Source organism: Halolactibacillus sp. JCM 19043 (assembly GCF_001310395.1).
Taxonomy (GTDB): Bacteria; Bacillota; Bacilli; order Bacillales; family Amphibacillaceae; genus Halolactibacillus; species Halolactibacillus miurensis.
Genome location: NZ_BAXD01000032.1, coordinates 17,103 through 29,479, shown reverse-complemented (window position 1 = coordinate 29,479; position 12,377 = coordinate 17,103). Strand labels below are relative to the sequence as shown.

The window sequence follows — 12,377 nt, the reverse complement described above, 5'->3', positions numbered from 1 at the left end:
TGTTTCTTTAATTCTTCTGATTATCGAGGATTTTAGGGAAGAGCGAGACAGGCACTTGCTGGACCTTCAGGCTGATCAAAAAAAGAAAAGATAGTTATATTAACTCTTTGTTTTTTCTTTTTCTTCTAACGCCTGTATCATTAAAAATTTAAGATACATTAACTTGGTATTCTCTTTATTCATTTTTAAAATAGAACAAACAGATGCCGCAACTATTGCCATGAAAATGTATACCCCCCACGTAACTATAGATGTAATGGGTTTCCCATCCAAAACTATAGATATAAACAATTTGAACACAGTAATATAAATTGCCAGCCCTGCTAAACCGGGTGCTATACCCTGGAAACGGTAACCAAGAGAATCTATTTTTGCACAAGTATTCTTTAAAATAAGTGTATCGATATTTTTAAAATCTTCGAACATATGACTTAGTTCTTTTTTCGATTCATTCATATTAATTCTATCACTAAGTTGCATCAACGCTTTCTTATCAGCTTTCATTAACATCATGTCATCAACAATAGACTCTCTACACTGATTGCATAACCCTTTGTTTTTTTCCATTTTATCTCTCCTAAACTATTTTTTGTTCCACCTATTATAGGCGTAGAAAAAAGAGTTATTACTTTTTTCTGACGAATAAACTAATAAATATATTTTCACTCGATGATATACTGTGTCTATTATTATTTGTAGTTTGGCCCCTTAATATTAATTAAGTTTTTACTGTGGCTTTATAATAAAGATTGATCGTTTAGAACAAAGTTTGATTATTTATAAAAAAGATTGATTAAAATGCAAGGTTTTGATTGTTATAAATCCTTTTAAATCAACATTTCTAATTTTTTGTTCAAACTTTATTATAAAAATTTTTTAAAAACCCGATAGGTTTCTTTAATTAATATTCCTATTAACAATGTTAGCATAAATTAGTTAAAATTGTATGATTTTTATTAAAGTTGAGTTCAAAAAAAGAGAGAGATTCTCTCTCTTTTATAATAATTAAACATATCCTCTTTCTTTAAGACTAAGGGATGCGTTTTGACTAACGATAATATGATCTAAAACATTAATGCCAATATATTCACCCGCCTTAACAAGTCGTTCTGTAACCGAAATATCTTCCGCGCTTGGCGAAACATTACCTGAAGGATGGAAAAGGATATGTTCTTTAATAATAAGTTCGGTTACACCTAATTAAAATTAAAAGGAATCCATTTTGTAAAAAGATTACTCAAAATGAATTCCACTTTTGTAAATTAAATTTATTGTTTAGTACGAATAAAGTTGTTTACTTTTGCGACAAGCAGACTGATATGTACCACATTCACATAACCATATAAGGTTATTCATTTCCAAAATGATGTGATTTATTACCTAGAAAAAACTTCCGATTCTTTAGCGCTTTCTTCAATCATATACTTTACTAAAACCTTCGACATGTAACCTTTAACACCTTTTTCAATATTTCGAGCGTTAGTAAAAAGTTCCGCATCTTTGACTAATGTCTCTATGTGGTAGGGTTCTTTTAATAATTCCTTCTCTTTGCCCGTCCACTGGCCTAAAAGTGCAAGGTATTTTTCTTGTATTAAAGTTTTCTTAGCATCAATTGATAAATAATTAAAATGTACGAAATGGTCAAAACGTGAAAATAGCGGTCCGCCCAAAGCAGAGAAAATTTCTTCTCTTGATTCGTAATTAGCTGTACAAATAATAACAGAGTTCTTTAAGTTTACCTCGTAGTTTTATCAACGAATATACCTTCGTCAAACATTTGGAAAAACGCTGAATGAACTGCTGAAGAACACCTGTTAAACTCATCAAATAGAATAATGTTACTTTCTCTGTTTAATAAATCTCTTGCTAATGCAGGATGCTCTAATGAGCTGCCGAAAAGATAAGACCCGAAATCACCTGTCTGAAACATAGATAATTGCTGGCGAAACAATTCGCCGTTTGTCAGTGCATTGTTGATTATTTTGGCACTTTCAGTTTTCCCTACTCCAGCGGGACCGTAAAACATCATGACAACGGGTTTTTCATCATTGCCGGCAGTTAGTGGATATAAAGTTGATAAGATTTCTAATAGAGTGTCATTTTGCCCTATAATTTCTTCATTATATCTTTGATAAATGGATAACAAATAATCCCTTGTGATCTTCTCATATTTATGACTTTCTTCAGTTAAATCATCGCCAACTACTCGCTTTAATCCCTTTGTGAACACTAAAGGAGGGTTTTGGAAGTAGCATTTCCCAATACATCCATAGTCTACTAAAAGTTTTAATATATACGGAAGATTAGCTACAAAATGCTCTTTTACAGATGAAAATGATTCCGCATTACATATCAAGGTTTTGAATTGGCCCCTGTTTTCCTCAATCCAATCATCGAAATTTTTTGAATCCATTTTCAAAACCAGTTCTCTTAAATGGATGACATTTTCCGGTTCTACTTCACCTTCAAGTTTACTCTGAAATTGTTTTGATGGTCCGATATATATCGAATAAATTCCTTCCATATTAGTTAATCCCCGCTAAGATAATATCAATTATTTCCAACTCAACATCCTTACCTGGGTCTTGAGGATTGTATTGATCCTTTTTATGAGGATCATAGCCTGTTGGTTTTGTTTGTTCTTCCACACCTTCACTGTCACCTATAATGTCCTTTTCAAATTTTAAACTTTCCTCTAAACACTTACCCACCCGAATCCCGTACATGGTCAGGTTCATTTTCTGAAGATCATGGAGTTTATAATTATTTCTCAATCCGTCCAAATTAAAACGCACAACCCTTTTCGTTTTCCGTCTGTTTATTGCAACAAGTTCATAATAACCTTTGGCGTTTAACAATACTTCATCAAAGGAATGCAAGTTAATATTCTCTGGGGAGAACGGGTTTGATGTATCTGTCAGCTCTTCTGATGTTTTAAATATCTTTACAAACGGTGTAATTGATTTAATGAAAGCAGCTGATTCAGGAACGATATAGAGTTTAGAATCTTTTAGCTCTTGGATACCATAACCTTTACTTTCCTTATCATCAATTAGATCTACAAAGCTCGTAAGAATTGTATTGGTCAGATTGGTTGTTAAGATATTTGATTTATTTCGACTTGCTCCTCCTTTGACGTTGAATGATCCTCCAAAATTAAAAATGTCTAATATACCCGTTCCAACTTTAGCGCCTATTGACATATCATTCGCTTTCTTAACTATATTCTCCATAATCTCTTGTGAACGCCCTTCATTTTTTAAATCGAGAATATCAAGTGCAGACGACTCATCAAAATATATTATTTTTTTCATTTCATTACTAAGCCCCAATCATATAATAAATTTTAATCTCGAAATTTTTCCAGTTGACTACATCTCGGAACAGTCTTGACGCGACTACTTAATTTCAACTTCAAACCTTATAACCACCTAAATTTCAATAAAACCAAAGACTTCTTCAGCCATGCTTCACCTAGCATAACCTACAGTTAAACCATCTTTGGATCATATCATCCCTTAAAATTTTTAAACAACACAAAACTTAAGTTTGCTATCTTTTCAGTCCAACCAGTTTGGCGTTTAGGCATGGTTTTTACCTCAAATTAATTAACTTTTTGATTATTAAATTCATACAAGATTTTTCCTAGATGTCATTCCCGGAGTCATGAATTCCTCCCCAGTTAATTCGGATGCTATTTCGTCTATAAATTTTTTCTTGAGTTTTTCCATTAAAGCGCCCTACTTCTTGAACACACATGTTTGTCAATCGCACCCTATTAAGTAGAACTAAATATTCTTCCGATGATCCATTTCCGATTCCCCATTTTATTCATATAGAAACTCCACACGTCCAATAAAGTCTGCTACAGTGTAGGGTTCGAATGGTTCTATGTACATCGCTTCAGCATCATCTAAAGATTCCTGAGCAAGTTGTCGATACCCCTCTTCTGATTGATCTTCTTGATGATAATGTAATGGCATAGGATATCTTACGATAGTTCCATCACCGTGAGACGAGTACGTTATGATTCCGGCTGCCATCCCTTGATTGGTTAAACTTAAATGAGTTACGTCATTAGGATAAGGAACTTCATCAGAAACTTCTGTAGGATCACCAGCGGAATTATAAATTACGTCAACAACAGGAACACCCCACTCATCTTCCCACATAGCCCATTGATCTAAAGTTAGCTCTCCATATATTGTCATAATGATTCGTGCATAATCTATTTCTGATTGGGTATAGTGAGTTTGTAAATCTTGATTAGACATCGAATAAAAAGAATCATCATTTGTAACTGAATAAAGAATTTTTTTATCACCTTCATGCCGTAATTCGAATTGTTCAGTTCCACTTTCACTATGAAGTCCCCACATTTCATTTTCATCACTATCTAAATCAAGTGTTAAAACATTTCCTTCTATTTTTTTATCTTTAATAGTAGAAGTCATATCAAAATCCCAACGATTAAATCTTTGATAATAATCGTCTTCTACCACTATTATATCTGACATATCTTTTATAGAGGTTTTATAAGGCTCTCCTGAAAAGATAACATATATTCCTTTAAAATCTTCATATGTATATGCTTGCTCTTCTGCATTTTCTTCCTTTGAATCCGCAAGTTCTGGATTCTCAATTACTGTTTCTTCTCCTTTTTCAAATGGGTAATCTGCTGCTTCTTCTTTACTACCAAGAGTATAGATTCCTATAGCGCCAAATAGTACACCCAAAATTACTATCACCCAAACCAACCATTTCTTATAAAATGGCTTCGATGGTCTAGACCTAATTTGATTTCCATATTCATCAGAATATTTTTTCTTTGTCATTAGTTTTCCCCTTATTTATTTTCTTCTTTTCAATCGACACAATTCTAACACTATATTAAACAATCTGGCCCGTTTGTGGAAGATAAAGATAAAACAAACAGGACCTTGCGGTGCAACTTTTTTTATAAACAGTACGTCTTTATTTTAAACTAACAATTCATTTACATGAAATTAATCATCAGAATAATGAGAGACATACTCTCTCTGAGTCTGTATTTGTTCATCTATCAGATAATCCTCTAGCTTTCCATACCTTGATGCCTGTGTTAGAGATACTCCGAAGCCTTCTACAAGTAGTTGCGGTCCAAAATGACTTGCTATAGTGTTAAAACAAGTTATTCTTAATGATTTCGGTGTAAAGCCAGTTAATTCCTTAACTTTAGTCGCAATAAAACGATTGTTAATTGGTCTATCTTGATATACTTCCGAAGCACTAGAGCTTAATATTAGGTAAGATTTACTCTCTACATTCCTTGTGTTAGCTCTTATTCTGGCGTACTCATTAACCATGATCATCTCATCATCTGATAAATAGACCGGCGGTCTTTCGCTAAAGTAAATGGTTTTTTGGTCAAGTTTTAAATCAGTTGTTTTAATGTTTCTAATATGACTTGAAGATAAGCCATGGTAAAAACATAACGATGTTAGAAAGCTTTTTAATGGCTTCTCATGGAGGTTATGTTTTATTACTTTTGCTACTCTAACTTGTTCTTCAAAACACAAAGGCTCTATAGTCGGAGGCAAATCCCTAGATTTAATATCCAAAATAGGAATATGGGTTATAATTCTTTTTCTTTTAGCTAATTTAAATAAAACCAACAAGTCTTTTCTTACAATCTCCCTATGTTTAGGAGTTAATGTTAAAAGGAATTCATGAATATCCTCTTGCTGAACAGTATCCCATGATTCAATATGCTTTGAATTAGTCTGAAACCATTTTACCAATCTAATAAAAACCTCTAGGTCTGTTTTTATTGTAAGAAGAGACAATGGATTCCTTGCATTAAACTTCACTTGTCTCTTTCTTAATTCCATTCTTTCATTAAAATATATTTCTAAAAGGCGCTTAAATTCCTTTGATACTAGTTCTAACTGCCTGCTAATACCTGTAATAACTCCATCATCTTCATCAAAGCTCAGTAAACGTTCTCGAACTAAAAACTGAAATAAACTTGATTTAACACCTTTCGAATTCGGTAACTTCTCTAAAGCAGTTACTACCCATGTTTCAGTAATATCTGAAGGTCTAAGAAGGTCACTTTCAGCCATTAGTAAGACTTTTAACACCTTACTACTGTTTTTACGTATGGTATCGACACCAATCTGTAATTCCGTCAAATACTGTACATAGTCTTTGAATAAATCAGCACACCATTTCTTCTTGAAATTTTCTTTTAGAAAAACTTCTGTTTGTATTCTCTCTACACGTGCTTTACTAAAACAATAATGACAAAAGGTTGCTCTTTTGTTTACCTCTGACTTATTGAGCTTCCTCTCACAAGATCTACAATTTAAATTATTCATATTAAATCACCTAAATTGGTGGAAGCTAATCTTCAGAATGTGATTCATTAACTACCTTCGCCAAACTATTACTTTTTGCTCTTTCAAGTTTTTTCACTTGTGTAGGAGTGTGCTTCCACAAATCATTTGGAGTGCATTCTAGAGCTGTACAGAGAGCGTCCATTGTATGGGTCTTTACTTGTTTAGGTTCACTAGTTAGTAGAGCACTAATAGAAGGTGGTGATAGTTTATAACCTGCCTTATCCTCCATTAACCTGCCTAATTCTGCCCCTGACCAGATACCTTTATCAGCCATAACCTTTCTTAATCTCCATTCAATTGCCATTTCATTCACCCTTCTTATTAAAATTCAATAATTGATTTTGCCACTTCTCTTGAGCCATTCGAATTCTTTTTTCTAAATGGTCTGAACCAGGATTAGAATAATTAAATGTGGTTGCTACGTCCGAATGACCTAACAGTTCTTTTAGTGTTAATAAATCAACTCCAAGTTCCGTTTGACGAGTTGCGAATGAATGACGTAATTGATGTGGACTAAAGATTTCTTCTTTTGTAAAACCTAATTTTTCTTGCCTTCTAGCCAAATTTTTACGAGCCGTATGTTTATTAAGTCGAATCCCACTTTCTGATAAAAACAATGCTCCATCGGTTTCAGAAGTGAAAAGAGGTCTGATTTTCTCCAAATACCATTTTAGTAGTAAATCCACATCATCTAACATTGGTACCCATCTTCTCTTGTAACCCGATCCTTTAGACCCTTTACCAAAACGAACATGCGTTTTACCCTTTTCTCCCAAATCAAATCTACAGTCTTTAACATCCATCATAATGATTTCATGTGTTCTTAATCCAGTTAACTCTAACATCCTAAAGATCGTGTAATCCCTAGCTACCGTAAAATATTTTCTAGCCACCTTCATTTCTTCTTTCATACCATTCCAAAACCTATTTAGTATTTCTGGTTTAGGAGGTATAACCTGCCCATTGTGGTCATCTTTTCTATGGTAGTAACGATTAAATTTATCTAACAGGTTAGGAACTTGTAGACGGTACCTTTCCCATATTTCATGCCCGTGCCTAGTCCTTAAATAATCTAAAAATGTAGAGATTGTAGATTGATATTTTCTTCTAGTTGAGTAGGCTAGTCCTCTCCCTACTAAACCCAAATAAAAAGTATCTGCATCCGACATTGATACTTCCCATATGAACTTATTCGAAACATCCAAAAATTCATTTAAACACTTTGTACCAAGAGCTATAGTAGATTCCGTATAACCTAATACTCGTTGTTGTTGTTCCCAAAGCCCTATTAACTTTGCCTGATACTCCCTTGACTCTTCATATGTAGGAAAATGTAACTCTTGTTTATTACTAACTACAGATAGAAAAGGTTGTTTCCCCATTTAAAAACCCCTATTTTTAAGTATTACCTAATATTATTAGCCTACACCTAATATAACAGAAGATTAATGAAAAAGAAACATATCCTTTCTCCGGTGTTGATGTGCAATTATAATATTTGCACTATTATTTAAAATTGCTGCCTTAAACACTTCTCTCGGTTGAACAATACTAGCATTTAATGATCCAACATGCGCTCTATGACAAGCAATCACTTCGTTCTTAGTGTTAAGACAAATAACGAAGAATACTTCACGATCATCATCAGCAATACAATTCTGAATAAATTCACTAGCGTCACTAGGCGATGCTATTCTAAATCTCTTTTCCTCTCTTTCAACAGTGACCTGCTTAATTCTTACAATTTAAAAAATCTTTTCCATGTAAAAACCTCCAAAAAAAATATAATTTTCACAAAGGTCGAATTGTTTTCTTCCTTTGTGATGGCTCCCACCACTTTTTTGCGAGAATGAAGAAAGGGATCGGCCGTCTTTTGGCCGACTTGCTAGAAAAGGAATTAGAAAAAAGAGTGAAACACAATGACTTAGAGACCGTTGGATTTGGGTTGTAATCTTACGGTCTCTTAGCCTACTTTGTTTCGCCTTGTTTCTTTTCTTTTTGCCGTCCTTTTCACAATGACGAGCAAAAAGTACAATGAGGAGACACAAAGGAAGGAAACACACTGCACTCTGGTTATTTCTTTTCGACTGCTCGATGCAAGGAGAAAAGAACAAAAAACACGCCGGTATAAAAGGGCGTGTTTTGACGCATAATATGCGGCCGTTTTTCGTCGGCTCAGTGCCGTAAGAAAACGCATGTAGACCTGGTCAAAATAAAAAGTTTTATAAATCAATCTCTCATTATTAATATTCTTTTGGAGATTCGTAATAATCAGATGTTAAATCTTTTATTGATAGTTTATGAGTATTTATATGACTTTGTATTTGTTCCTTTGAGAGACTACCTAAATCTGCAGTTTTAAATTCAGAATAAAAATCTCGTACATTTCTCACTAACTTTTTTAAAGAGCTATCTCTCATTATTTTCACCTCATCATTGAAACCTGCAGCCCTAGATAACTTTTTAGTAGGGATGATTAACACCCTAGTAACACTTACATCGCCATAGTTTCTAGTAAACCAACTCGAAGCGTTATTCATTTGTCCAGACTCATCTTTATTTATTTCATTCCTACTAAGTTCCACCTGGTTTTTGCATTCTGCTATTAAATACTCGTTATTTCCAAGCATCCATAAATTATCAGGACCTTCTTTCCATTCCTTATCAGGTCTTTCTGATAAAAAACCTAAAAATTGACCTAATTCATTAAAGGAATTTTCAAAAGTGTCCGCATTAACTCCAAATCTAAGTGAATCTAGCACTGCATTTAAATCAACAAGAAGATCTTCATAGCTAGTGTATTTTTCTATTTGCTTCTTAATTGATTCAACTCGTTTCCAACTAATTTTATCTATTTTTTGAAATTCCATACCTTCCTTTGGTTTTAATAAATATCTATTAGTACGATGAGCTGCTATCTGTAATGTATTAGACTCAGATTTTGAAAAAGGATAAGTGTATTTTGCCATTTCCTGCAAGTACCAACCTCTTTCTTCAGAACTTGATACATGTTTATCAATAAGTTTTTGAATTATCTTAGCTGCCTGATTATAATTACCAATCATATACTCATCAAGCGCACTTTTTTCAGCAGCGAACATATCAAGAACCTTGTCATCCGATCCATTCAGAATCATGCTGTCCATTTTCTGTGTGTAGAACTGCTTCCACCCATCATCCCTTGTAATTAATTGATTTAGTAATCCTATTAAGGCTTTTATAGGGGGTTTTCCACTCTTTATTTCTTCTTGGGCATATGTCGCTATTTCAAATCCGATATCAATTTGAGTTTGTGTTTGAGTAGAGAACTGATTTCTAGACTTTTTAGATCGAATCAGTTTAATAAGGTCTGTTCCTATTAAAATTATTGCTGAGTAATCTTTCTCACCTCTGACACTCCTACCTAATCCTTGCTCAATTTTTTGCGCTTTTTTTATTAATATTGCATCACTATCACTCCTGCAATTTTCAAGATATCTATCTTCAAGAGAATCAAAATACGGCTCAGAATCTATGATTAACACTCGACAAGCTGAATCAGGTAAATCAATACCATCATATCTATTTGCAATAACTAATGTCTGTTCGTATTCTCTCTTTTTGAGTTTCTCAATTTTATCAATTAGATTATCTTAATTTGCTATCGTTGCACCATATTTCTCCCAATCTCTAGTTCGTTTAAAACTAGGAACCAGAGTTACCAAACCAGCTTTTCCTTTTTCAATTTTTTCACCGAAAAACTTTACCATCTCACCTCGATTCAAGGAAGAATCGATTAAGCTTGGGATTAATATCATTTTTTCACCAGACCACTTTTCATTTTTAATATGAAGTGGATTTTTAACTGTTTTTTGTTCTAATCCTAGTCCTTTAATTAAGAAGGAATCATCATTTACTGTTGCAGACATAAAGATTCTTTGATCAGCCTTATAATATGAGCTAAAAGTTTGTAGAGGTGTTGCATAAGGAATGATTTCTAACTTATTACCAGAAATAAAGCAATCACAATCTCTAATTATATCTTTTAGAATTGCCCAAGGAAACTTAATTTCTTTTAAAGAAGAATGTTTTGCCAGTATTCTAGCAATATCTCTATGTTTATCATGCCAGTCCCAATATGGTACCCTTAAAAAGGATGCATAATCTTTTCTCAGAATATCAGAATAAGTTCCTACTCCCTGCTTCTCTAATTCTGGTCCAAAAAGTTCTAGGATCTCTTGATATGGAGCGCTCCCCTGTTCTAATTCTATTCTACACGAATCTTTTATTGCATCTATACACGCGTGTGCATCATCCATTAAAAAGGTTGACACTTCGGTATATCTATTGCCGATTCCAAATTTTGTTATACCATTAAATAAGGTTTGAATGTTCGTAATTAAAATGGATTTTTCATTGGTAAAGTCATCAGGTATTTCACCATCGTATACACAATAGTTAATTCCAAAACTCTCTGCTTGAATGCAAGTTTGATCTACTAAATATTTATTCGGACATAAGTAAATAGCAGGTCCTGTCCCCTTGTTAAGACGGGATTGTAACATTAATAATCCTGTTAGAGTCTTACCCTGACCTGTGTGTAATTTTAATATGATGTCTTTATCTTCATAATAATTATTAAACCAATTATTTAATATATCTTCTTGTGCTGGACGTAAAGGGCCCTTATCAGATTCTCGATCCAATGATTCATATAACTCTATTGGATGTATTTTTTTGCGGTCGATACCTTTCCTATTCTCTTACTAAAATCCACCATTTCGTTTCCTCCTTTTTTCGATACGATATTACGTCTAATGACACCTTTCTATTTTACCATAAGTACTAAATAAGGAAAAACTATGTAAGGAAATGATATAAAAATCTCATAATATGGGTTGTTAATTAATTTGGATTAGTGTAAGATAATATACAATTAATGAAAAGAGAGGAAGATAACCGTGAAAAAAATCTCAATTATTTTTTTACTGTTAGTATGTAGTTTTTTACTTGTTACTAGCCCTTTATCCGCATCAAGTAATCTAGAAGATAGTCAAGAACAGAGTGTAGAACTAGAGGTTAAAAGCGTTAAAAGCTATTATTTATCTCCAGATGGAACACAGATAGAGTACACTGATGATAATATGACTAAGATAACTAACGCGAAAATTAATGACTTTGCTAAAATTAGTAACAATACTTTACCTTTCCAAAAAAGTGATAATAAATCGCTACCTCACTATACCATTTCAGAAAACATCGATGGTAACACCGTTGAAATAAAAAGGGAGCCTCTAATAAATACGATGTCTTTAGATCCTGTTTATGAAATTAACGGGAGATTAGCATTGGGGATAAATGTTTTTTACGTCCGTGAAGAGGGTGATAATTATGAATATATGTATGAAAGTAGTGCAACGTGGTCACCACACCCTCTTCTAACACTCAAAGACTCCCTTGTTACCACCTGGGATTATGATGCTAAAGCAAAAGCCAACACATTTATAGGAAGTAAAACTAATTGGAATACTCCTACTGACACGCCTATTTATTATGATCCATATGTCCGTTTGGATCCTGTACCATCAGAGTTTACAACTTACGGACACGGTGTGCATGCTAATTTAGAGCCCTTCGAACTCCAAACCATTACAACTACAAGAAACGTATATGTTCATAAAAATCATGCTGGTAGTAAGGGATCTATTATAGTTAAGTACTTTCATAGCCATTTCCCTACTTTAAGTGCTGGAATATCTTTCTCATTAGGACCTGGCACCATTGAATTCGAACCAGGATTTCTTAATTTAGGTGACGTAACTATGGTAGAGTATAATTATACTTATGGTGATAAATAATATCCTTTGTCTAGATACCGCTCCTATTCAAAAGACTGAATAAAATTATTCTATACTTTTTGTTTAACCTATAAAGTCATTAAATAATAACGTAATACCGCTGAATCACAGGTTGCGACCTCTAGATTCAGCGGTATTATTTTTATGATATAATCCTTAG

The 12,377-nt window shown here is 33.3% G+C and carries 13 protein-coding genes; 1 reads left to right on the top strand and 12 read right to left on the bottom strand.

The genetic code is table 11. From position 1 onward, the window contains the following. Window positions 1-99: 99 nt before the first annotated feature. From JCM19043_RS12900 to JCM19043_RS17805, 12 genes are all read right to left on the bottom strand, one after another. Window positions 100-567 (bottom strand): hypothetical protein, encoded by a 468-nt coding sequence (locus JCM19043_RS12900; RefSeq protein ID WP_062323090.1) that lies wholly within the window; start codon window positions 565-567, stop codon window positions 100-102. A 438-nt stretch (window positions 568-1,005) separates the two neighbouring features. Further along, on the bottom strand, window positions 1,006-1,167 hold the full coding sequence (locus JCM19043_RS16125) for a JAB domain-containing protein (protein ID WP_255349974.1): 162 nt from the start codon (window positions 1,165-1,167) through the stop codon (window positions 1,006-1,008). Between the two features lie 209 nt (window positions 1,168-1,376). Then, window positions 1,377-1,670 (bottom strand): hypothetical protein, encoded by a 294-nt coding sequence (locus JCM19043_RS12895; RefSeq protein WP_062323088.1) that lies wholly within the window; start codon window positions 1,668-1,670, stop codon window positions 1,377-1,379. 65 nt (window positions 1,671-1,735) lie between these two features. Continuing rightward, a complete protein-coding gene (locus JCM19043_RS12890) occupies window positions 1,736-2,524 on the bottom strand; it encodes an AAA family ATPase (RefSeq protein WP_062323086.1) in 789 nt (262 codons plus the stop codon). Between the two features lies 1 nt (window position 2,525). Further along, window positions 2,526-3,314 carry a DUF6414 family protein gene (locus JCM19043_RS12885; RefSeq protein ID WP_062323084.1) on the bottom strand — a complete coding sequence of 263 codons (789 nt, stop codon included), beginning with the start codon at window positions 3,312-3,314 and terminating at the stop codon, window positions 2,526-2,528. A 513-nt stretch (window positions 3,315-3,827) separates the two neighbouring features. Next, window positions 3,828-4,835 carry a hypothetical protein gene (locus tag JCM19043_RS12880; protein ID WP_062323082.1) on the bottom strand — a complete coding sequence of 336 codons (1,008 nt, stop codon included), beginning with the start codon at window positions 4,833-4,835 and terminating at the stop codon, window positions 3,828-3,830. A 171-nt stretch (window positions 4,836-5,006) separates the two neighbouring features. Then, a complete protein-coding gene (locus JCM19043_RS12875; protein WP_062323080.1) occupies window positions 5,007-6,359 on the bottom strand; it encodes a hypothetical protein in 1,353 nt (450 codons plus the stop codon). A 25-nt stretch (window positions 6,360-6,384) separates the two neighbouring features. Beyond that, window positions 6,385-6,684: a helix-turn-helix transcriptional regulator gene (locus JCM19043_RS12870; protein WP_062323078.1), complete on the bottom strand. Its 300-nt coding sequence runs from the start codon at window positions 6,682-6,684 to the stop codon at window positions 6,385-6,387. 1 nt (window position 6,685) lies between these two features. After that, entirely contained in the window at window positions 6,686-7,762 is a 1,077-nt protein-coding gene (locus JCM19043_RS12865; RefSeq protein WP_062323077.1) for a site-specific integrase, read from the bottom strand. Window positions 7,763-7,825: 63 nt separating this feature from the next. After that, window positions 7,826-8,074, bottom strand: coding sequence for a JAB domain-containing protein (locus JCM19043_RS16120; RefSeq protein WP_255349973.1), 249 nt, complete (start codon window positions 8,072-8,074; stop codon window positions 7,826-7,828). A gap of 549 nt (window positions 8,075-8,623) precedes the next feature. Continuing rightward, window positions 8,624-9,904 carry a hypothetical protein gene (locus JCM19043_RS17810; protein ID WP_231631551.1) on the bottom strand — a complete coding sequence of 427 codons (1,281 nt, stop codon included), beginning with the start codon at window positions 9,902-9,904 and terminating at the stop codon, window positions 8,624-8,626. Between the two features lie 108 nt (window positions 9,905-10,012). Next, window positions 10,013-11,065: a DEAD/DEAH box helicase family protein gene (locus tag JCM19043_RS17805; protein ID WP_231631550.1), complete on the bottom strand. Its 1,053-nt coding sequence runs from the start codon at window positions 11,063-11,065 to the stop codon at window positions 10,013-10,015. Between the two features lie 255 nt (window positions 11,066-11,320). On the opposite strand from JCM19043_RS17805, the gene JCM19043_RS12855 reads away from it, so the two are divergent. Beyond that, entirely contained in the window at window positions 11,321-12,217 is an 897-nt protein-coding gene (locus JCM19043_RS12855) for a hypothetical protein (protein ID WP_062323075.1), read from the top strand. The last annotated feature ends 160 nt before the right edge of the window (window positions 12,218-12,377 follow it).